Annotated in this window: 17 protein-coding genes and 1 tRNA gene; 8 read left to right on the forward strand and 10 right to left on the reverse strand. The window is 69.1% G+C overall.

Annotated features, from left to right (window positions below; all coding sequences use genetic code 11):
* The first annotated feature begins 85 nt into the window (after positions 1-85).
* Positions 86-2,131, forward strand: a complete 2,046-nt coding sequence (glgX, locus tag A3Q40_RS04555; RefSeq protein ID WP_068100021.1) for a glycogen debranching protein GlgX — start codon at positions 86-88, stop codon at positions 2,129-2,131.
* Positions 2,132-2,193: 62 nt separating this feature from the next.
* Here the strand turns inward: glgX and A3Q40_RS20140 are convergent, their stop codons facing one another.
* From A3Q40_RS20140 to A3Q40_RS04565, 3 genes are read right to left on the reverse strand one after another with little or no spacing between them, the layout of a single operon-like run.
* Positions 2,194-2,364, reverse strand: coding sequence for a hypothetical protein (locus A3Q40_RS20140; RefSeq protein ID WP_157889506.1), 171 nt, complete (start codon positions 2,362-2,364; stop codon positions 2,194-2,196).
* 35 nt (positions 2,365-2,399) lie between these two features.
* Positions 2,400-3,491 (reverse strand): sulfate/molybdate ABC transporter ATP-binding protein, encoded by a 1,092-nt coding sequence (locus tag A3Q40_RS04560; RefSeq protein WP_068105226.1) that lies wholly within the window; start codon positions 3,489-3,491, stop codon positions 2,400-2,402.
* A gap of 5 nt (positions 3,492-3,496) precedes the next feature.
* Positions 3,497-4,285, reverse strand: a complete 789-nt coding sequence (locus A3Q40_RS04565; protein WP_068100023.1) for an ABC transporter permease — start codon at positions 4,283-4,285, stop codon at positions 3,497-3,499.
* Between the two features lie 397 nt (positions 4,286-4,682).
* Here A3Q40_RS04565 and A3Q40_RS04570 point away from each other — a divergent pair, with 397 nt between their 5' ends.
* Positions 4,683-5,834, forward strand: a complete 1,152-nt coding sequence (locus A3Q40_RS04570; RefSeq protein ID WP_082834069.1) for a L,D-transpeptidase — start codon at positions 4,683-4,685, stop codon at positions 5,832-5,834.
* Between the two features lie 20 nt (positions 5,835-5,854).
* On the opposite strand, the gene A3Q40_RS04575 is transcribed toward A3Q40_RS04570, so the two are convergent.
* The gene (locus A3Q40_RS04575) at positions 5,855-6,643 is read right to left on the reverse strand and encodes a M23 family metallopeptidase (RefSeq protein ID WP_235606449.1); all 789 of its coding nucleotides are present in this window, start codon (positions 6,641-6,643) and stop codon (positions 5,855-5,857) included.
* A 446-nt stretch (positions 6,644-7,089) separates the two neighbouring features.
* On the opposite strand from A3Q40_RS04575, the gene A3Q40_RS04580 reads away from it, so the two are divergent.
* Together A3Q40_RS04580 and A3Q40_RS04585 are read left to right on the forward strand one after the other, a co-directional pair.
* Positions 7,090-8,325: a DUF4185 domain-containing protein gene (locus A3Q40_RS04580; protein WP_235606450.1), complete on the forward strand. Its 1,236-nt coding sequence runs from the start codon at positions 7,090-7,092 to the stop codon at positions 8,323-8,325.
* A 139-nt stretch (positions 8,326-8,464) separates the two neighbouring features.
* Positions 8,465-10,306, forward strand: coding sequence for a BCCT family transporter (locus A3Q40_RS04585; protein WP_068100025.1), 1,842 nt, complete (start codon positions 8,465-8,467; stop codon positions 10,304-10,306).
* A 49-nt stretch (positions 10,307-10,355) separates the two neighbouring features.
* Here the strand turns inward: A3Q40_RS04585 and A3Q40_RS04590 are convergent.
* Positions 10,356-10,431 (reverse strand) — tRNA-His (locus tag A3Q40_RS04590).
* Positions 10,432-10,521: 90 nt separating this feature from the next.
* The gene (gene orn / locus A3Q40_RS04595; protein WP_068105236.1) at positions 10,522-11,091 is read right to left on the reverse strand and encodes an oligoribonuclease; all 570 of its coding nucleotides are present in this window, start codon (positions 11,089-11,091) and stop codon (positions 10,522-10,524) included.
* 99 nt (positions 11,092-11,190) lie between these two features.
* On the opposite strand from orn, the gene A3Q40_RS04600 reads away from it, so the two are divergent.
* On the forward strand, positions 11,191-12,768 hold the full coding sequence (locus tag A3Q40_RS04600) for a helicase HerA-like domain-containing protein (RefSeq protein ID WP_068100028.1): 1,578 nt from the start codon (positions 11,191-11,193) through the stop codon (positions 12,766-12,768).
* Positions 12,769-12,886: 118 nt separating this feature from the next.
* On the opposite strand, the gene cmrA is transcribed toward A3Q40_RS04600, so the two are convergent.
* Complete coding sequence (gene cmrA, locus A3Q40_RS04605; RefSeq protein ID WP_068100030.1) at positions 12,887-13,693, reverse strand: mycolate reductase; 807 nt, start codon at positions 13,691-13,693, stop codon at positions 12,887-12,889.
* A 47-nt stretch (positions 13,694-13,740) separates the two neighbouring features.
* Positions 13,741-15,771: an NADPH-dependent 2,4-dienoyl-CoA reductase gene (locus A3Q40_RS04610; RefSeq protein ID WP_068100032.1), complete on the reverse strand. Its 2,031-nt coding sequence runs from the start codon at positions 15,769-15,771 to the stop codon at positions 13,741-13,743.
* A gap of 75 nt (positions 15,772-15,846) precedes the next feature.
* Here A3Q40_RS04610 and A3Q40_RS04615 point away from each other — a divergent pair, with 75 nt between their 5' ends.
* The gene (locus A3Q40_RS04615) at positions 15,847-17,178 is read left to right on the forward strand and encodes an MFS transporter (RefSeq protein ID WP_068100034.1); all 1,332 of its coding nucleotides are present in this window, start codon (positions 15,847-15,849) and stop codon (positions 17,176-17,178) included.
* A 17-nt stretch (positions 17,179-17,195) separates the two neighbouring features.
* Here A3Q40_RS04615 and A3Q40_RS04620 read toward each other — a convergent pair whose 3' ends face one another.
* A complete protein-coding gene (locus A3Q40_RS04620; RefSeq protein ID WP_068105238.1) occupies positions 17,196-18,005 on the reverse strand; it encodes an alpha/beta fold hydrolase in 810 nt (269 codons plus the stop codon).
* A 10-nt stretch (positions 18,006-18,015) separates the two neighbouring features.
* Entirely contained in the window at positions 18,016-18,684 is a 669-nt protein-coding gene (locus tag A3Q40_RS04625) for a TetR family transcriptional regulator (protein ID WP_068105240.1), read from the reverse strand.
* A gap of 211 nt (positions 18,685-18,895) precedes the next feature.
* On the opposite strand from A3Q40_RS04625, the gene A3Q40_RS04630 reads away from it, so the two are divergent.
* Together A3Q40_RS04630 and A3Q40_RS04635 are read left to right on the forward strand one after the other, a co-directional pair.
* On the forward strand, positions 18,896-20,008 hold the full coding sequence (locus A3Q40_RS04630) for a ferredoxin reductase (RefSeq protein ID WP_068105248.1): 1,113 nt from the start codon (positions 18,896-18,898) through the stop codon (positions 20,006-20,008).
* Positions 20,009-20,034: 26 nt separating this feature from the next.
* Positions 20,035-21,237: a fatty acid desaturase family protein gene (locus A3Q40_RS04635; RefSeq protein WP_068100036.1), complete on the forward strand. Its 1,203-nt coding sequence runs from the start codon at positions 20,035-20,037 to the stop codon at positions 21,235-21,237.
* Positions 21,238-21,245 lie beyond the last annotated feature (8 nt).

Below are 21,245 nucleotides of genomic sequence, written 5' to 3' on the forward strand. Positions count from 1 at the left end.
TCGGCCAATCGTTTCGAGTCGGACGGACGCGGGTAGAAGCCTGCGGTCCGTCCCTGCAGCTTCGCCGACGAATCGAGAAACATTCGTGAGTTCCGCCGATCGCCCCTCCCACGCGTCCACCCCGTACCCGCTCGGCGTTTCCCTTCGTGCCGACGGAACGGCCAACGTGGCGGTGTACTCCGAGACGGCGGAGACCGTCACGGTGGTGACGTTCGACGAGTCGGGATCCGAGCTCGAGTCGACCGCGCTTCCCGAGTACACCGGCCACGTGTTCCACGGTCTGGTCCCGATGACCGTCGGCACTCGCTACGGGCTGCGCGTCGACGGGCCCTGGAACCCCGCCGAGGGTCTGCGGCACAACCCCGCGAAGTTGCTCCTGGACCCGTACGCGAAGGCGATCACGGGCGCCGTGGAGTGGGACGAGGCGGTCTTCGGTCACCACCACGACGAGCCCGAGTCGCGCAACGACGCGGACTCCGCACCGTTCATGCCCCGGTCGGTGGTGGTGGACGACGACTTCGACTGGGGTGACGACGAATCGCCGCGTGTTCCGCTGTCCGAGACCGTCGTGTACGAGACCCACGTCAAGGGATTCACCGCCCTCGACCCGGACGTCGACGAGGCCATCCGAGGGACCTACGCCGGACTGGCGCACCCCGCGGCGATCGAGAAGCTCACCCGGCTGGGCATCACCTCGGTCGAACTGCTGCCGATCCACCAGTTCGTGCAGGACTCGCACCTTCTCGAGGAAGGGCGCCGGAACTACTGGGGCTACAACAGCATCGGGTTCCTCGCACCCCACAACGAGTACAGCTCGGCCGGTGACACCGGTGGGCAGGTCACCGAGTTCAAGGCCATGGTCAAGGCGCTCCACGCTGCCGGTCTCGAGGTGATCCTCGACGTGGTCTACAACCACACGGCCGAGGGCAACCACCTGGGACCGACGCTGTCCCTCAAGGGAATCGACAACGGCTCGCACTACCGGCTGGTGCCGGACGAGCGGAGCGCCTACTTCGACACCACGGGCACCGGCAACAGCCTGAACGTCGGTCACCCCGCCGCGCTCGCCCTGATCATGGACTCACTGCGCTACTGGGTCACCGAGATGCACGTGGACGGGTTCCGCTTCGACCTCGCCAGCACCCTCACGCGGCAGGACGAGGACCTCGACCGGCACTCGGCGTTCCTCGACATGGTGCACCAGGATCCGGTTCTGGCGCCGGTCAAGCTCATCGCCGAGCCCTGGGACACCGCCGGCTACCAGGTGGGCGGCTTCCCGGCACGGTGGTCGGAGTGGAACGGCAAGTTCCGGGACGACGTGCGTGACTTCTGGCGCGGCACCGACGGCGCGCTTCCCGCTCTGGCCCAACGCGTCTCGGGCAGTCCCGACGTCTACGAGAACGACCGGCGTCCCACCCTGGCCAGCGTCAACTTCGTCACCGCGCACGACGGCTTCACGCTCGCCGATCTCACGATGTACGACGAGAAGCACAACGATGAGAACGGCGAGGACAGCCAGGACGGCGAATCCGACAACCGGTCCTGGGGCTGTGGTGCGGAGGGTCCCACCGACGATCCGGAGATCAACGCGTTGCGTGATCGTCAGCGCCGGAACTTCCTCGGCACCCTCCTGCTCTCGGCGGGCGTCCCCATGATCCTCGGCGGCGACGAGCTCGCCCGCAGCCAGGGCGGTAACAACAACGCGTACTGCCAGGACAACGAGATCTCCTGGTACGACTGGGACAAGGCCGACGACGCCCTGGTCGCCTTCACCACGGAGCTGATCACCCTGCGTCGTGAACACCCCGGGCTACGTCCGGTGTGGTACCGCCACGCCGAGTCCGACGGTGATCGCGACACCGTCGACTTCCAGCGTGCCGACGGCGCGGCGATGGGCGACGAGGACTGGAACGACGGCGCGAGCAAGTCCCTCGCCGTGCTCTACAAGTCCTCCGCCGAGGACACCGTGTTCCTGTGGTTGCTCAACGCCGCCGAGACGCCCGTCGAGTTCACGTTGCCGGACGAGTCGTGGACGCTCGCCATCTCGAGCGACCCCGACCAGCAGGTGGGGGAGAAGCCCGCCACGTTGTTGGTGCGAGACCGCTCCTTCACGCTCCTGCAGAGCGTCTGACGTCCGACGCAGAAAGGCGGGCCGGGAGCAGGAGTGCTCCCGGCCCGCCTTTGGTCGGTGCGTCAGGCGCTGCCGGTTTCCTCGCGCTCGTGTTCGGTGCGCTCCTCGAGTTCGGCGTCGTCGACGGGGTGCGGCATCTTGCCGTGCTCGTGCTGATCGGGGTGCGGCGTCTCCGTCGGAACGATGACGTCGTCGAGAGTCGGTGTGTCGTGGTCGTTCTCGGGTGTGGTCATGTCTGTCGCGTACCCCGCGAATCGGCTGTCAATCGTCACCGACGCGTCGGGTACAGCCGTACCTCGGTCGCCTTCACGACGAGGAACACCTCGGATCCCGGCCGCAGGTCCAGTTCGGTGGCCGCGGCCGAGGTGATGTCGGCCGCGAGGACGCCCGGGGCTGCCCGAGCCGTCACCCGCACACCCGACCCGACAGCGTCCACTTCCTCGATCCGAGCGGGAATGACGTTGCGGGGGCTGCCGACCGGTCGCACGGCGAACACCGAGACGGTGGTCGGCGCGATCGAAGCGATTCCCGGGCGGCCGGAACCGGGGTGGTCGATCGCGTTCCCGTGCACCACGGTGTCGCCTTCCGCACGGAGGGTGTCCCCGTCGCCGAACACGCCGTGGATCACCGTGGTTCCGGCGAGCGCCGCGGCGAAGGAGCTGCGGGGAGTCGCGAGGACGTCGGCCACCGGCCCCTCCTCGACCACCCGCCCGCCGTCGAGGACCACCACGTCGTCCGCGAGGGAGAGCGCATCCACGCGGTCGTGGGTGACCACCATCGTCGTACATCGGCTTCCGCTCACCACGTCCCGGACCAGTCGGCGCAAGGCCGGTGTCGCGTCGGCGTCCATCGCGGCGAACGGCTCGTCCAGTAGCAGCACGTCCGGGTCCGCCGCGAGCGCGCGGGCCAGGGCCACCCGCTGGGCCTGACCGCCCGACAGCTGTCGGGGCAGACGATCCGCGAGATCGTGGGCCTCGACCCGCGCCAGCCAGTCGTCCGCGATCGCTCGCGCACGCCGGCGATCGTGCCGGACGCGCGGCGCGAAGGCGACGTTCTCGCGAACGGTGAGGTGCGGGAACAACAGTGGGTCCTGGGCGAGCAGCGCGACCCCGCGGCGATGCGGCGGGACGTGAACGCGGCTCGCGGTGTCGGTGAGGGTGCGGGTGCCCACCCGCACCGTCCCGTCGTCGGGCCGCACGAGCCCGGCGACGACATGTACCAGAGTGGACTTCCCCGCACCGTTGGGTCCGAGGAGGGCGAGAACCGACCCGGCCGGCGCGGTGACGGACAGGTCCAGTCCGCGAACGGGCACGCGAGCACGGACGCTGATCGTGGTGTCGGTCCCCGTGTCCCCGGTCACGGCACTCACCGGACCTTCCGGGGTCGCCCGGCGCCGGTGGCCAAAACCACCGCGACCGCGACCACGATGAGGACGACCGACAGGGCCACCGCAGCGTCCGGGTCGGTCTCGCGCTGCAGGTAGATCTCCAGCGGGAGGGTGCGCGTGACGCCTTGCAGCGACCCCGCGAAGGTCAGGGTCGCGCCGAATTCTCCGAGCGCCCGGGCAAAGGCGAGCACGGCCCCGGACGCGAGTCCCGGGAGGACCAACGGAAGGGTGATCCGCAGCAGGACCGTGGTGGGTGGGGCACCCAGAGTGGATGCCACCTTCTCGTATCGGGTTCCGGCAGTGCGTAGCGCACCCTCGAGTCCGACCACCAGGAACGGCAGCGCGACGAAGGTCTGGGCGAGCACCACCGCCGTGGTGGAGAAGGCGATCTCGATTCCCAGCGCCTGCAGGCGGTCCCCCAGCAGACCACGCCGGCCGAACGCGTAGAGCAGTGCGAGTCCGCCCACCACCGGCGGCAGGACCAGGGGCAGCAGCACCACCGCGCGCGTGATCGCGGCGGCACGCCCCCGCGACCGGGCGAGCACCAGCGCCAACGGAACGCCGAGCAGGACGCAGAGTCCGGTCGCGGCCGCGGACGTGCGGAGACTCAGCAAGATCGCCTCGCGCGAGGACTCGCTGGTGACGAGAGACGGGAAGCGAGACCACTCGACCGAGAGCACGATCGCGACCAGAGGCAGGGCCACCAGCGCGAGGCCCACCGCAGCGGGCAGGAGGACCCACCGGGGCAGTGTCCTCACGGTCCCCACGCCGCTCGTGCTCTCACCCGACCCACACTAGCGACGATCGCGGACGCGGGAATGATCGGTGGGGACGGTGCGTTGTGGAATTCGACGGCGCCGGATCCATGCCCCGGGTACCACCCCTTTCGCCGCTGCGAGCGGCCTTCTGCCGAGAGGCGCACGGCCGGCGCCGTCGCCCTTCTCTCACTCGGCCGGTCGAGTGGCCGCTGTGACGTGCCACTGCCGGTTCGGTACCGGACCGTGACCCCCGATTCCGCCGCGGGAGTGGTGACTCTCCGCTGGTGGCTGGCATCATGTGCAGCGGGTCGGTGGTCGTGCGTGTCGAAGTGGGGTTCTCGTGAAGGTGTTCTCGTCCGTCGCTGCTGCTCGCGGGCGTGTCGTGCTGGTGGCGTCGGCCGCCGTGATGTCGCTCGTCGTGGCGGGATGCACCGCCGGCGCCGGTGACGACGCCGCTGCGCCGCCCGCGCCGATCGATTCGAATCCGTTGTCGGAACTCATGAAGCCGAAGGTCACGCTGCCGGCCCCCGACGCGTCGGTCGGCTTCTCTCCTTCCGCTCCCGTGACGGTGTCCGTGGTCGACGGCAGCCTGTCGCGCGTCACTCTCACCGATTCCGCCGGGCAAGCCGTCGACGGCACCCTCGCCGCCGACCGTGCCTCGTGGACCGCCACGGCACCCCTGGACTACAACGAGACCTACACGGTCGACACGCGCGCCTACGGGCTGGGCGGTGAGGCGACGTCGACGACCTCGTTCACCACCACCTCACCCGGGAATCTCACCAAGCCGTACCTGCTGCCCTCGGAAGGCGAGGTGGTCGGTGTGGGTCAGCCCGTCGCCGTGCAGTTCGACGAGCCGGTGCCGGACAAGGTCGCGGCGCAGAACGCCATCACGGTGACCACGAATCCGCCCGTCGAGGGTGCCTTCTACTGGGTGAACCAGAAGGAGGTGCGCTGGCGGCCGCAGAACTACTGGGCGCCCGGCACCACCGTCGACGTGGCCGTCGACGTGTTCGGTCGTGACCTCGGCGACGGACTGTTCGGCCAGGAGAACGCCCGGTCGTCGTTCACCATCGGAGACGCGGTGATCGCGGTGGCGGACGACGCCACCAAGCAGGTCACCTTCACCGTCAACGGCGAGCAGGTCATGACCATGCCGACGTCGATGGGCAAGAACAGCAGCCCGACCCCGAACGGGGTCTACACGATCGGCGACAAGTTCGCCTCGATGGTGATGGACTCGTCGACCTACGGCGTGCCGGTCGACTCGGCCCAGGGCTACCGCACTCCCGTGGACTGGGCGACCCGAATGTCCTACTCCGGCATCTTCTTTCACTCCGCACCGTGGTCCGTGGGGTCGCAGGGATACACGAACGTCAGCCACGGGTGCCTGAATCTCAGCCCGGCCAATGCCAAGTGGGTCTACGACAACATGAAGCGCGGGGACATCACCATCGTGAAGAACACGGTGGGCGGAACGCTGCCGGGCACGGACGGACTGGGCGACTGGAACATTCCGTGGGAGGAATGGAAAGCCGGTAACGCCCAGTCCGTCTGAACTCGAATCGCGGACGTCGTCTAGACCCGAAGGCCGAGCGCCGTCAGGTAGCCGACGGGATCGACCGCCTCACCGCCGCGCCGTACCTCGAAGTGCAGGTGCGGACCCGTGGAATCGCCGGTGCTGCCGACCGCGCCGATGGCCTGGCCGGGAGCGACGGTGTCGCCCACCGAGACGTCGATGCGGCTCTGGTGGCCGTAGAGCACCTCGGTGTCACCTTTCTTGACGATCACGAGGTTGCCGTAGCCGTCGCCGTTGTCGCCGGCTCGGGTGACGGTTCCACCGGTGACGGCGAAGATCGTGGTGCCCGACGGCGCCGCGAAGTCGATGCCTTGGTGGTTCTGCCAGCCGCCGCCCGTCGGGTTGCCCCGTCCTCCGAAGCCCGACGACACCTCGAACGATCCCGGCGCGAGCGGAAGGCGCGAGCCCCCGATGCCCGGGGTGGACGTGAACGGCGGTACCGCCGGCGCGGCGCCGGGCCCGGCCGATCCGCTGGGCGGCGTCAGGAACTGATCGCCGAGCACCAGCCCCGCGACCTCCTGGACCAGCACGCCCGTCGCGTCGAAGACGGCGGCCAGGATCGCGGCCTGCTGCTTCGCGGTGAGGGGCAGACCCGGAATCGCCGGCAGGCCGGGGATCGCGGGCAGGGGCGGCAGAGCGGGTGCCGCGGTGGCCGGAGCGGCCCCCAGGACGAGGCTCCCCGTGAGCGCTGCGCCGAGCACGGCGCCCCCGATCGCCCGCCTTCCCCGGCGGGTGGTGACGGAACGGGACCCCGATTCCCGAGTGGACGTGTCGATTTCGTGATGCACGTGCTACCTCCGGTTGCGCCCGCATGCGGGCGTCGTCGATACGACCGGCGCAGACGGAGGAGGTGAGCCGAGCAGACGTCGCCGACGACCGTCGGGACCGGGAGGTCCGACGGACGCACGAGGCCGGTCGACGTCGATGTCCTTCCCTTGACATCCACACTCGACAGGTCTCACGAACAACACGAGTATCTGTGCGGCGCACCTTCCCCAAGAGCGCCAGCGGCCACTTTACGTCACAGAAGTATCTCGCGGTCACACCAATGCCCAATTACATCACCGTAATTCGCGCGGTCGGCGTGATGCGCTCGTAACCGGCAGTCGATCCGAGACCGTCCCGCGAAACGGGGTCGATGACGTGATGCGGCGAATGTCGTGCCATCATCTGAGCGGCAGAACCGCGTCTCGGACCGAGGCGCGGCCGGGGATGACGTGGGGGACGACCGAACGTGCGCGGAAACTTCAGGCTGGCCGCTGCTCTGACGACGACGGCAATCGTGGTCGGCACGCTGATCACGGGGGCGGTGGTCGGACCGGCGGTCGCCTCCGCAGAACCGTGCGGCGGCATCTCCGGCACGGGCATCACCGGGATCGGTGGGCTCGGACAGCAGGCCGCGGGACCGCAGGGCGCACCCCCGCGATACGACGGCCCCAACACCCGCATCGTCGACTGGGTCAGCGGACAGGCCGGGCCGAACCGCACCTTCGACCGCTTCGGCGTCACCGGAACCGATCTCGGCGTCTCCTGGGACAACGGCGCCGGACAGACGTTGCTCGCCTTCGGTGACACCTTCGGCAGCTGCGTCGTTCCCGGCGGACAGTGGCGGCACAACGTCGTGCTGCGCAGTGACGACGCGAACCTCGCCGACGGTCTGACCGTGCACGACGCCGCACCCGGCGACGTGCGCTCGGGTGCGGTGGTGACGGGCTCGGAACCGCGGTTCGCCCAGCAGGCCGTTCCGGCGCTGGGACTCGCGCCGGTGGAGCAAACGGTGGTGCCGACGGCCGGTATCGCCGTGGACGGGGTGCAGTACCTGCAGTTCATGTCCGTCCGCGGCTGGAACGGATCGGTCTGGTCCACCAACTACGCCTTCACCGCGACGTCGCGGGACAACGGCCAGACGTGGACGCCGGAGCCGAGCACCACCCGATACAACACCGGGGTCACGCTGCCGGGCGCCGAGCAGCTCGACGGCAAGTTCCAGCAGTCCGCCTTCGTGCGCGGACGGGACGGCATGGTCTACCAGTACGGCACTCCGAACGGTCGCCTCGGCGCGGCCTACCTCGGCCGGGTCGCGCCCAACGAGATCCTGAACCTGCAGCGCTTCGAGTACTGGAACGGATCCGGGTGGTCCCCGGACGTCGCCGCGGCGGCTCCCGTCGTCGAGCAGCCCGTCGGCGAGCTGTCGGTGACGTGGAACGACTACCTCGGTCGGTTCGTCATGCTCTACGGCAACGACGTCGAGGGCCGCATCCTCGCCCGCACCGCCCCGTCGCCGCAGGGTCCGTGGTCGGCGCCGACCACCCTGGTGACCAACAACGACATCGGCAATTACCCGGGCGGCGGCCTGTACGCGCCCTTCGTCCACCCGCGGTCCTCGGGTGACAAGCTGTACTTCACCGCGTCCCAGTACTCGTCATACCAAGTTCTTCTGCTCGAAACGGATCTCGACGCCCTGCGGTGACGTCACGCAGGTGACGGCGTGACCGACCGGTTTGGAAAACGGCCGGATTGGTGACTCGGTCGGGTGAACGGATAGCGTTCCCCTGCCCATCGGGTCCAAACGCGCCCGCTCCTGCGAGAAGAACCGAGGTCCCATCACCATGTCGTCCATCAGGTCCGCGTGGCGAGGTCTGACGAAACCGGTGTTCGTCCCGGCCGCCGTCATCATCGTCGCGATGATCCTGTTCTCCGTCGTGTTCGCGTCCACGGCCGAGGGAGCCTTCGAGGAACTGAACGCCGCCATCACCAACGGCGTCGGTTGGTGGTACATCCTCGTGGCCACCCTGTTCGTGGCGTTCGCGATCTACTGCGGTGCCAGCCGAATCGGCAACATCAAGCTCGGTCGCGACGACGAGTCTCCCGAATTCGGAGTGCTCTCGTGGTTCGCGATGCTGTTCAGCGCCGGTATGGGTATCGGCCTCGTGTTCTACGGGGTGGCCGAACCCCTGTCGCACTACATCGATCCGCCCGAGGCCGGCGGTGTCGCCGGTGCCACCGATGCCGCCGCCAACCAGGCGATGCAGCTGACGCTGTATCACTGGGGTCTGCACGCCTGGGCAATCTACGTCGTCGTCGGCCTGGGTCTGGCCTACATGACCTACCGCAAGGGCCGACCGCTCTCGGTGCGGTGGTTGCTCGAACCTCTGCTGGGACGGCAGCGCATCGAAGGCCCCATCGGCCACGCGATCGACGTCGTCGCGATCGTGGGCACTCTCTTCGGTGTCGCGACGTCCCTCGGTTTCGGAGTCCAGCAGATCTCCGCGGGCCTCGACTTCCTGGGATGGATCGAGACCACCAACTGGCTCGTCGTCGCCCTCATCGTGTTCGTCACCGGACTCGCGACGTTCTCGGTCGTCTCCGGTGTGTCCAAGGGCCTGAAGTGGTTGTCGAACATCAACATGGGACTTGCGGCGATGTTGGCGCTGTTCGTGCTGATCGCTGGTCCGACGCTCTTCCTCATGCAGACCTGGGTCCAGAACCTGGGCGGCTACATCCAGGCGTTCCCCGGCCTGATGTTGCGGACGTCCCCGTTCGCCGACGACGGCTGGGCCGGCGCGTGGACCATCTTCTACTGGGGATGGTGGATGAGCTGGGCGCCGTTCGTGGGCATGTTCATCGCCCGGATCTCCCGCGGCCGCACCATTCGTGAGTTCGTCTTCGGTGTTCTGCTGGCGCCGACCGTGATCGGCTCGCTGTGGTTCACGTTCTTCGGCGACGCAGGAATTCTCCGTCAGCGCGAACAGGGCGACATGTTGCTTCCGGACGGAACGGTGGGCACGGACACTTCGTTGTTCCAGCTGCTCGACGGGTTTCCGTTCGCCACGGCTACCAGCGTGCTCGCGATTCTGGTCGTGATCTTCTTCTTCGTCACCTCGTCCGACTCCGGGTCGCTGGTGATCGACATCCTGTCCAGCGGCGGCAATCTCGAGACGCCGAAGATCACCCGGGTGTTCTGGACCGTGCTCGAAGGTGTGGCGGCCGCGGTGCTCCTGCTGATCGGCGGGGCGGGATCGTTGACAGCCCTGCAGACGGCGTCCATCGCCACGGCCGTGCCGTTCTCGATCGTGCTGGTGCTCGCATGTGTGTCGATGCTGAAGGCATTCCGCTACGACGTCGCGACCACCCCGCGCTACATCCGCGTGACCCAGGCGGGCGGCGAGGCCGTGGCACAGCCCGGATCGACGCGCAACGGGTCGGGAGGCTTCTCCGCCACCTTCGCCGGCCTCCGACCGTCGACGGACGGGGTGGCATCCCCGGCTGGGAACGACCACGTCCTGCTGGCGGTGCACGACGTGCCGCAGTCGGCTGTCGACGTCGACGCCGAGACGGGCGAGGCGCAGTACGTCGCGGACGCCGAACCGACCGATCCCCTCGGCGACGAAACCTTCGACACGCCGGAGTTCGAGGAGTCGGCGCAGGCGCAGACGGTGAACAAGAACTAGCCGAACACGAGCGAAGGGCCCCGGTCGGATGACCGGGGCCCTTCGCGTATGGGGTGGACGACGGGACTCGAACCCGCGACAGCCAGGATCACAACCTGGTGCTCTACCAACTGAACTACGCCCACCATCGCGACGCACCCACCGGGCGCGCAGCGCGTTCGATACTAGCCTGACCCGGCGGCCGGAAGCCAATCGGTCCCCGCCGCCGGCCGATGTCAGGCGTCTCCGCCGGTGAGGGATCGCGTGACCGCCCCGATCTGCTCGGTGCTGGGGCCGGGCGGGGCCACGAACGCCGTCTGCCGGTAGTACTTCAGCTCCCGGATCGATTCCTCGATGTCCGCGAGGGCTCGATGCGCGAGGCCCTTCTGCGGCTGACCGAAGTAGATTCGGGGGTACCACCGGCGGCAGAGTTCCTTGATGGAGCTGACGTCGATCATCCGGTAGTGCAGGTAGTCGTCGAGCTCGGGCATGTCGCGGGCCAGGAATCCCCGGTCGGTGGCGATGGAGTTGCCCGCGAGCGGGCCCGCCTTCTCCGGGACGTGCGCCCGGATGTACGCCAGAACCTGCTCCTGCGCCTGCTCGAGGGTCACGGTCGACCGGCGGACCTCCTCGGTCAGTCCCGATTTGGCGTGCATCTCGGTGACCACGTCGGGCATGGCAGCGAGAGCGTCGTCGTCGGCGTGGATCACGATGTCGACCCCGTCGCCGAGGACGTTCAGGTCGCTGTCGGTCACCAGCGCGGCGATCTCGATCAGCTTGTCCGAGGCCAGGTCGAGACCCGTCATCTCGCAGTCGATCCAGACCAGAAAATCCTTGCTCACGTCGTGCCTCACGTTCGGTGCCGTTGTCCTGCTCACCCTAGACCTCGACGCTAGGGTCGTCCCATGACCGATGCCGCATCCCGCTCCGCTGCCATCGCCGCCGGTTACGCCACGGAGGGCGCGGCCGTCGAACTCGGGAGCGTGGTGCTCGGCGGCGCGGCGGACCCGTCGGCGCGGGTGCGGCTGCCGTTGGCGACCATGAATCGGCACGGCCTCGTCGCCGGCGCCACCGGTACCGGCAAGACCAAGACGGTGCAGGTGATCGCCGAACAGCTCTCGCTCGCAGGCGTTCCCGTGGTGCTCGCGGACGTCAAGGGTGATCTGTCCGGTCTGTCGCAGGCGGGCGCGGACTCGGAGAAGATCCGGGCTCGCGCCGCCGAGACCGCCGCCGAGGGGTGGCAGCCGGGCGCCTTCCCGGTGGAGTTCCTCTCCCTCGGCACCGAGGGCGGCGCGATTCCGGTCCGCGCCACGATCACCTCGTTCGGTCCCATTCTGCTCTCGAAGGTGTTGGGACTTAACGCTACCCAGGAGTCCACGCTGGGGTTGATCTTCCACTGGGCGGACACGCAGGGTCTGGCGTTGCTCGATCTGAAGGATCTGCGTTCGGTGATCACGCACCTGACCAGTGACGAGGGCAAGGCGGATCTGAAGGGCATCGGCGGAGTGTCGTCGTCCACGGCCGGCGTGATCCTGCGGGCGCTGGTCAATCTGGAGGCGGACGGTGGTGACACGTTCTTCGGCGAGCCGGAGATCCGCACCGAGGACCTGCTGCGGGTGACGCCGGACGGGCGCGGCGTGCTGTCGCTGTTCGAGCTCGGCCCGCTCGCGGCCCGGCCCGCTCTCTTCTCGACGTTCCTCATGTGGATCCTGGCCGACCTGTTCCAGACGCTGCCGGAGGAAGGCGACCTGGACAAGCCGAAGCTCGTGTTCGTCTTCGACGAGGCGCACCTGCTGTTCGCGGACGCGTCGAAAGCCTTTCTGCAACAGGTGGAACAGACGGTCAAGCTCATCCGCTCGAAGGGGGTGGGCATCTTCTTCTGCACGCAGCTGCCCACCGACGTTCCCGGGCCGGTGCTCTCCCAGCTCGGGGCGCGCGTCCAGCACGCGCTGCGTGCGTTCACCCCGGACGATCAGAAGGCGCTGACCAAGACGGTGCGGACGTACCCCACGAGCGAGGACTACGACCTCGAGGAGGCGTTGACGACGCTCGGGACCGGCGAGGCCGTGGTCACCGTGCTGTCCGAGCGTGGCGCGCCGACTCCCGTGGCGTGGACCAGGATTCGGCCGCCGCAGTCGCTCATGGACACCATCGGCACCGAGGCGATCGCCGCCGCGGCGACGGCGAGTTCGCTGCACGCGACGTACGCGGAGACCGTCGATCGCGACTCGGCGTACGAGCGCCTGTCCGCCCGGCTCGCCCCCGCGCCCGCTCCGGTGGAGCCGACGGCCGAGCCCGAATTTCCGCCGCTGCCAAAGACGTACGACCTGCCGCCGCTGCCGGCTCCCGAGCCGGCCGGCCCGTCCGCCGCGGAGCGGATCATGAGCAATCCCGCGGTGAAGAGCTTCCTGCGGTCCGCCGCCAGTGCGGCGGGGCGGGAGATCTCGCGGAGCATCTTCGGGACGGGGCGCCGCCGGCGGTGACGGCAGTCGGGTTCAGCCGGCGGTGACGGCAGTCGGGTTCAGCCGGCGGTGACGGCAGTCGGGTTCAGCCGGCGGTGACGGCAGTCGGGTCAGCCGGAGATAGCGACGTCCGCGGTGATCACTCGCCGCCGAGCTTCTTGTAGAAGCTGCCCACGATCGGCGCGGTGATGAAACGCGGACTGTACTGTCCCGCAACGGACATGCCCTTGCTGAGGATGCCGGGTACGATGCGCATCTTGTTCTTCTCGAGCCCGTCGAGGGACAGTCGCGCGGTGTAGGCGCTGTCGATCCAGAGGAAGTCGGGGACGAGCTTGTCGACGATCGACGCGTCGGTCGGGTCGGGGGTCTCGGTGCGGACGGGGCCGGGCGCGAGCAGGGTGCAGTGCACGCCGGTGCCGGCGAGTTCGGCGCGCAGGGACTCCGAGAAGGTGTTCACGAAGGCCTTGGTGGCGGCGTACGTCGCGTTGTTCGGGATGGCCATGTTGCCCGCGGCGGAGCCGGTGATCAGGATGCCGCCGGCGCCGCGCGCGATCATGCCGGGGAGGACGGCGAGGGTGAGGTCGTGCACGGCCACCGCGTTGAGCTGGACCTGGGCGCGCTCGTAGTCGGGATCGAGTTTCGCCACCGGGCCGAAGGTGGCGATGCCGGCGTTGTTGCAGAGGATCGAGACGTCGCGGTCGGCGAGCTCGTCGGCGAGGGTTTGGCGCTGCCCGGGGTCGGACAGGTCGCTGACCCGCACCTCGACGGCCACACCGTGCTCACGAGTGAGGCGGTCGGCGAGGGCGTTCAGCAGGTCACCGCGCCGCGCGACGACGATCAGCGAGTGACCGCGAGCGGCGAGCTCGGCGGCGAGGGCTTCGCCGATGCCGGACGACGCTCCGGTCACGACGGCACGGGCATCGACGGTGGGTGCGGGGAGGCTCACGACCGCTCAGGCTAGCGAAGCCGGCGGAGGTCCGGCACCGGGAGAGGTCACAAACGTGCGGCCACCCGCGTCCCCTGCTCGATGGCCCGCTTCGCGTCGATTTCCGCGGCGCGCTCGGCCCCACCGATGACGTCGACACCGATCCCGGCCGTCGTCACGGCGTCGAGCAGCGTCCGAACGGGTTCCTGACCGGCGCAGACGACGACGGTGTCGACGGCCAGGGTGCGCGGTCGGCCGTCGACGGAGATGTGCACGCCGGCGTCGTCGATACGGTGGTAGGTCACGCCGGAGAGTTGCTCGACGCCGCCGTCGACGAGATGCGCGCGGTGGACCCATCCGGTGGTCTTGCCGAGCCGGGTGCCGATGCGTCCTTCGGTCCGCTGGAGCAGGTACACCTGCCGTCGCGGGCTCTCGGGTCGTCGTTCGGTCAACCCGCCGCGCGCGGCCGGATCGTCGGTCACGCCCCACTGACGTCGCCACCGTGCGACGTCGAGGGTCGGCGAGGACGTCGTGGTGAGGAACGTGCAGACGTCGACACCGATGCCGCCCGCCCCGACCACCGCGACGCGATCGCCGATCGGGGCGCGGCCGAGGACCGCGTCGGCGTAGCTGACCACGCTGGGGTGGTCGATTCCGGGAATCGTCGGCACCCGCGGGACGACGCCCGTCGCGAGGACGACGTGGTCGGCGCCGACGAGGTCGTCGACGGTGGCGGTGACGCCGAGGCGGACGTCGACGCCGGCGCGCTCCAGCGAGTGAGTGAAGTAGCGGATGGTCTCCGTGAACTCCTCCTTGCCGGGGATGCGGCGAGCGATCTCGAACTGGCCGCCGATGCGGTCGGTGGACTCGAAAAGCGTCACGCGGTGGCCGCGTCGGCCCAGTTCGACGGCGGCGGCCAACCCGGCCGGTCCGGCCCCGACGACGGCGATGTCGCGCGCCCGCACGGTCGGCGCGAGGACGAGTTCGGTCTCCCGGCCGGCACGCGGGTTGAGTAGGCACGAGGCCTTGCGGTGGACGAAGACGTGGTCCAGGCACGCCTGGTTGCAGGCGATGCAGGTGTTGATCTCGTCGCGCCGACCCTCGGCCGCCTTGGTCACCCAGTCCGGGTCCGCCAGCATGGGACGGGCCATCGAGATCAGGTCCGCGGCGCCGTCGGCGAGCAACTGTTCGGCGACCTCGGGCATGGAGATACGGTTGGTGGCCACCACCGGGACGCGAGCGACGTCGCTGAGGCGACGAATCTCGTCGGCGAAGGCGGCGCGCGGGACCGACGTGACGATGGTGGGGACGCGGGACTCGTGCCAGCCGATGTCGGAGTCGAGCAGATCGACGCCGGCGTCCTCCAGATCGTGGGCCAGGGCCACCACCTCCGGCCAGGTCTGCCCGTGCGCGACGAGGTCCGCGATCGACAGGCGGAACATCAGAAGGAAGTCGGGACCCACGGCCTCCCGCGTGCGGCGCACGATCTCCACCGGCAGCCGACGGCGGTGCGCGGCCGAGCCGCCCCAGCGGTCCGTGCGGCGGTTCGTCGCCGGGGCGAGGAACTGATTGATCAGGTAGCCCTCGCCGCCCATGATCTCGACGCCGTCGTAGCCGGCTTGCTGCGCCAGGCGTGCACACCGCACGTAGGCGTCGATCTGCCGCTCGATGCCGCGGTCCGTGAGCCGCCACGGACGGAACGGGGAGATGGGGGACTTCCGGGACGACGCCGACGCGGCGCCGGGGTGATAGGCGTAGCGGCCCGCGTGCAGGATCTGCAGCACGATACGGGCGCCCTCGTCGTGCACCGCGGCGGTGATGCGGCGGTGCCGGCGCGCCTCGATACGGTTGGTCAGCTTGGCCGCGAAGGGGAGGAGCCATCCGCGCCGGTTCGGGGCGTACCCGCCCGTCACGATGAGGCCGACCCCGCCGCGGGCTCGCTCGGCGAAGTACGCGGCGAGCTTGCCGACGTCGTGCGCACGGTCCTCGAGCCCGGTGTGCATCGAGCCCATCACGACGCGATTGCGCAGGGTCACCGAGCCGATCGTGATCGGGGTGAGCAGCGTCGGATACCGGTGCGCCTGCGAGGTGTCGGTCACGGTCGCCGAGTCTAGGGACGAGGCGCGGCGCCGGACCGGAATCGAGCCGTCCCCGTCGCGACCTATGCTGCGAGCATGGTGGTGGTCGGTGGTCCCGGCACGGTGTCCAGGAAGCAGATCGCGGCGTGGGGCCTGTGGGATTGGGGCGGCGCCGCCTTCCAGGCGGTCATCCTGACGTTCGTCTTCTCCGTCTATCTCACCGACGCCGTCGGCGACGACCTCCCCGGCGGCGTCTCCGCCAGTTCGTGGCTCGGCTGGTCGCTGGGTCTGGCCGGACTGCTCATCGCCGTGAGCGCTCCGGTCTCCGGCCAGCGCAGCGATGCCAGGGGGCGGCGCAAGCGGTCGCTCTTCCTGCTGAGCATCGCCACCGTCGCCGCGATGGCCGGCTTGTTCCTCGTGAAGGACGACTACCACTACCTGTGGCTCGGACTGGTGCTGCTCGCCGGTGGGTCGGTTCTCTTCGAACTCGCTCAGGTGCCCTACACCGCCATGCTCCGGCAGGTCTCCACGCCGGACAATCTGGGCCGGGTGTCCGGGTTCGGCTGGGCGATGGGCTATTTCGGCGGCATCGTGCTCCTGCTGGTGTCCTACTTCGGCTTCATCGCCGGGGAGGGCGACACGCGTGGCTTCCTCGGGATCTCGACCGAGGACGGTCTGAACATCCGCCTGGTCGCGCTGTTCGCCGCGGCGTGGTTCCTCGTCTTCTCCCTACCGGTCCTGCTGGCGGTGCCGGAGCTGCCGCGCACCGATGCGGACTCCGCCGCCGCCCGCGCCGGGTACGTCGAGTCCTACCGAGTCCTGCTGCGCGACGTGCGTGACCTGTGGCGCACCGACCGCCGCACGGTGTGGTTCCTCGTCGCCAGTGCGCTCTTCCGTGACGGCCTCGCCGGCGTGTTCACCTTCGGCGCCGTTCTCGCCGTCACCGTCTACGGCATCTCGGCTGCCGACGTGCTGCTGTTCGGCGTCGCGGCGAACGTCGCCGCGGCGCTGGGGGCGCTCGCCGCGGGGCGCGTCGACGACGCGATCGGACCCAAGCGCGTCATCGTCGTCTCGTTGGCCGCCATGATCGCCACCGGCATCGTCCTGCTGGTGGTGTCCGGGCCCACGATGTTCTGGATCTTCGGCCTCATCCTGTGCCTGTTCGTCGGGCCCGCGCAGTCGTCGTCACGCACGTTTCTCACCCGCATCGTGCCGCCGGGACGCGAGGGCCAGATGTTCGGGCTCTACGCCACCACCGGCCGCGCCGTGTCCTTCCTGGCGCCGAGCCTGTTCGGGTTCTTCGTCTTCGTGTTCGGCTCGGACCGCGCCGGCATCGTCGGGCTGCTGGTGGTGCTCGCCGCCGGGTTGGCCGCGTTGCTCCCCGTCGCTGCGCCGCGTGGTGATCTGGCTCGGGATGCGGTGGTCTGATTCGGCCCGAGAGGTGCTCAGCGAGCGAGGATCTCGTCCGCGAGACGGTCGGGGTCGTCCTCCGGAACCCAATGGCCCACGCCGAGTTCGACGAACTCGTACGGCCCCTCGACGTGCTGCGCACAGCGCTCCGCCGCCACGCGGCCGATGGCGGTGTCGTCGTTGCCCCACACGAACGTGGTGGGCACGGTCACCGGACCGAGGTCGCCGAACTCGCGGGTCATGGCGCGGTACCAGTTCAGCGCGCCGGTGAGCGCGGCGCGATCCCCGACGACGGGCAGGTGGCGATCGACGATCGTCGGGTCCGCCGCGCCGGAGAACATGGCGATCAGGCGACGGGCGTCGTCGGCCAGCAGGACGTCCTCGGCCTTGTTCGGCTGACGGAACAGCTGCATGTACGCGCTGCGCTCCTTCTGGTCCGCGTCGTGGCGCAGGGCCCAGCCGAACGCGCCGGGGTGGGGGACGGACACGGCCGTGAGCGAGCGCACCCGCGCGGGATGCCAGACGGCGACGTGCCAGGCGACGATGGCGCCCCAGTCGTGCCCCACCAGGTCGACCGCGTCGAGGCCGAGGGAGTCGAGCATCCCCACGACGTCCGCCACGAGTTCCTCGATGCGGTAGGCCTCGACGCCGTCGGGTCGGGCGTCGGGGGAGTAGCCCCGCTGGTCCGGGGCGACGACGTAGCGGCCGGCGTCGGCCAGGCGGACAGCGACGTCGTGCCAGCTCGCGCCGGTCTCGGGAAAGCCGTGCAGCAGCAACGCCGGGCGGTTCGCCCGGTCGCCGTACTCGCGTGCGTCGAAGGTCAGGTCGCCCACGGGGATGCGCATGGGCCCCACGCTAGCCGCGTGCGGCGGGGCCTCGCTCCCGGATCGCGGTGCGCGGTTGCCATTGACCCATGCCCAGCATGACCACACGCAGTTGTGCGAGGGCGCGTTCGACGACGTCACGCTCGGCCACGCTGTTCGGCCGCACGTCGAGCAGGTCGACCACGGCCGCCAGCATGGTGTTCACGATGAGGTTGGCGACCATGTCGAGATCGTCGGTGGGCCAATCCTGCAGTGCCGGAATGCGTTCGAGATCCTGAACCAGCTCGTGCACGATGAGCCGCAGCTCGGTGGCGATGGCCCGTCGGACCTCGGGAACTCCGCCGTTGCGCTCGCGGAGGAGAAAGCGGAACTGGACGTCGTGGTCCCGGATCTGACCGACGAGCAGGCCCAGGGATTCGCGCGCGTTCTCGGCCGACGGGTGTCGACGCGCGTCGCGCATGACGCGTCGCAACATGCGCATGCTGTCCTCGACGACGGCGACGCCGAGATCCTCCATCGACGCGAAGTGGCGGTAGAACGCCGTCGGGACGATGCCCGCCGCGCGGGTCACCTCCCGAAGGCTCACGCTGGCGAAACTGCGGTCCTCGATCGTGGCCAGCGTGCCGTCGACCAGCGCACGGCGCGTGCGCTCCTTGCGCTCGGCCCGGCTGGCCGTGGCGGTTCCGGATCGGTCGGACATGAGCTCACAGTAGCCCACCTGCGTGTATGCGTGTGCACTCCGCCGATATCGATGGTGTCCGGGTCACTGCTGGTGAAGGGACGTGTCCGTCGTCACATTGGCCTTGAACGTCCCTGCTCCGGGCTGTCACACTCGTTTCCAGTGAACGGATGTGCACTGTTGTCGGGTGCGGATCCGACGCCCGCGTCCCGCCGACATCGAAGGAGGCTCGATGAGCATCGCCGAACCGGCCGCTCGCCGCCGTCCGTCCCTGCTGTCCAAGCTGCGTCCGCGCCTGTTGGAGACCCTGACCACGCCCCACGCCGTCGACCGCTACCTCGAACTGGTCGACCCCATGGTCACCGTCGACGAGATGCGGGCCGAGGTGGTCGCCGTCCGTCGTCAGACCGCGGACACGGTCACCCTGACCCTGCGGCCGACCTGGCAGTGGGAGGGCCACACCGCCGGACACTTCGTGCAGATCGGCGTCGTGGTGAACGGCATCCGGCACACCCGCTGCTACTCGCCCGTGGGCGCCGCCGGCGCCGACGGCACCATCGAGTTGACCGTCAAGAAGCAGAAGGACGGCATCGTCTCCACCTACTTGGTCGACGCGGCCGAGCCCGGACTGGTGGTGAGCCTCGCGCCCGCCACCGGTACGTTCGAGCTTCCGTCGCCTCGGCCGAGCCACGTCCTGCTGATCAGCGGCGGGAGCGGCATCACCCCGGTGATGTCGATGCTGCGCACCCTGGTGCACGAGGGGTACACCGGGCGCGTCGCGTTCCTGCACTACGCGTTCACCGAGAAGGACGTCTGCTACCGCGCCGAACTCGACCGCATCGCGGCCGAGAACGACAACGTCGACGTCGTGTACGCGTACACCGATCAGCAGGACGGTGGTCATCTCCACGGCTTCTTCGACGCCGACCACCTGACCACCGCCGCGCCCTGGTACGAGTCGGCGCAGACCTTCCTGTGCGGGCCGCCCGGGCTGATGAACGGTGTCACCGCCGTGTTCGACGAGCTCGGGCTCGCCGACGCCCTGCACAAGGAGGAGTTCGTCACCGCGACTCCCGTCGCGGACGGCGACGCCACGGGCACCGTCACGTTCTCCGCGTCGGGCGCCACGGCGGAGAACGACGGCGCCACGCTGCTCGAGCAGGCCGAGAACGCCGGGCTCACTCCGGAATTCGGATGCCGCATGGGCATCTGCTTCACGTGCACCTCGGTCAAGAAGTCCGGATGCACCCGCAACGTCAAGACCGGCGAGACGAGTTCGGATCCCGACACCGAGATCCAGCTGTGCGTCTCCGTTCCCGTGGGCGACGTCGACATCGACGTCTGACCACACCACCACCAGCAGGAGGCATCATGTTCGGACTGTCCTTGTCCTTCCTCCCGTTCGTCGGCTCGGGCTCGAGGCCGGAGCCGACGTCCACCGCCCTCGACAAGCCCGGCACCGACGGCCCCGTCGTCCTGTCGTACGAAGCCGTCGAGGAACTCGGCCGCAAGCTCGACGACCTGCGTGCGCGCACCGTCGCCGATCTCGGCCAGGAGGATCGCGACTACATCTACAAGATCATCAAGGCCCAGCGGGGATTCGAGGTCGCCGGGCGCGGCCTGATGTACCTCGGCTTCTTCCCGCCGGCGTGGATCGCGGCCGTCGGCGCCCTGTCGATGTCGAAAATCCTCGACAACATGGAGATCGGCCACAACGTCATGCACGGCCAGTACGACTGGATGCGTGAGCCGGGCCTGAACTCCAAGAAGTTCGAGTGGGACACCGCGTGCCCCGCCGACCAGTGGCGGCACTCGCACAACTACATGCATCACACGTACACGAACATCCTGGACATGGACCGGGACATCGGGTACGGCATCCTCCGCATGGACAAGGACCAGAAGTGGAACCCGTACTACCTGGGCAACCCGGTGTACGCGTTCCTGCTGATGACCTTCTTCGAGTGGGGCGTCATGCTGCACGATCTCGAGGCCGAGAACGTGGTGCAGGGCAAGCGCAAGTGGAGCGACATCAAGCCGTTGGTCCAGGGCTGGTGGCGCAAGGCCGGCCGCCAGGTCCTGAAGGACTACATCGTCTTCCCGGCGCTCACCGGTCCGCTGTTCGTCCCGACGCTGGTCGGCAACGCGACCGCCAACATCGTGCGCAACGTGTGGGCCTACTCGATCATCTTCTGCGGCCACTTCCCGACCGGTGTGCAGACCTTCACCGCCGAGGAGACCGCGCAGGAGACCCGCGGCCAGTGGTACGTCCGGCAGATGCTCGGCTCGGCCAACATCGAGGGCGGGCCGCTGTTCCACATCCTGTCCGGCAACCTCTCGCACCAGATCGAGCACCACCTCTTCCCGGATCTGCCCGCGCACCGGTACCCGCAGATCGCCCCCGAGGTTCGGGCGCTGTGCGAGGAGTACGGCCTGCCGTACAACACCGGCGGCTTCTTACATCAGATCGGTACTGTGTGGGGCAAGATCTTCAAGCTCGCGCTGCCGAACCGGTTCACCGGTCCGGACACCGTCACCGGTGTGATCATCGAGCGCGAGAAGGCCGCAGCCTGAGGAGGACC

It is taken from the genome of Rhodococcus sp. PBTS 1 (assembly GCF_001620025.1).
GTDB classification, from domain to species: domain Bacteria; phylum Actinomycetota; class Actinomycetes; order Mycobacteriales; family Mycobacteriaceae; genus Rhodococcoides; species Rhodococcoides kroppenstedtii.

Excerpts from the sequence above, each read along its gene's own strand:
- A3Q40_RS20140 (WP_157889506.1), bottom strand. The coding sequence starts at position 2,364 with ATGACCACACCCGAGAACGACCACGACACACCGACTCTCGACGACGTC.
- A3Q40_RS04570 (WP_082834069.1), top strand. The coding sequence starts at position 4,683 with ATGTCGCTCGTCGTGGCGGGATGCACCGCCGGCGCCGGTGACGACGCC.
- A3Q40_RS04585 (WP_068100025.1), top strand. The coding sequence starts at position 8,465 with ATGTCGTCCATCAGGTCCGCGTGGCGAGGTCTGACGAAACCGGTGTTC.
- orn (WP_068105236.1), bottom strand. The coding sequence starts at position 11,091 with ATGACGGGTCTCGACCTGGCCTCGGACAAGCTGATCGAGATCGCCGCG.
- A3Q40_RS04600 (WP_068100028.1), top strand. The coding sequence starts at position 11,191 with ATGACCGATGCCGCATCCCGCTCCGCTGCCATCGCCGCCGGTTACGCC.
- A3Q40_RS04615 (WP_068100034.1), top strand. The coding sequence starts at position 15,847 with ATGGTGGTGGTCGGTGGTCCCGGCACGGTGTCCAGGAAGCAGATCGCG.
- A3Q40_RS04620 (WP_068105238.1), bottom strand. The coding sequence starts at position 18,005 with ATGCGCATCCCCGTGGGCGACCTGACCTTCGACGCACGCGAGTACGGC.
- A3Q40_RS04625 (WP_068105240.1), bottom strand. The coding sequence starts at position 18,684 with ATGTCCGACCGATCCGGAACCGCCACGGCCAGCCGGGCCGAGCGCAAG.
- A3Q40_RS04630 (WP_068105248.1), top strand. The coding sequence starts at position 18,896 with ATGAGCATCGCCGAACCGGCCGCTCGCCGCCGTCCGTCCCTGCTGTCC.
- A3Q40_RS04635 (WP_068100036.1), top strand. The coding sequence starts at position 20,035 with ATGTTCGGACTGTCCTTGTCCTTCCTCCCGTTCGTCGGCTCGGGCTCG.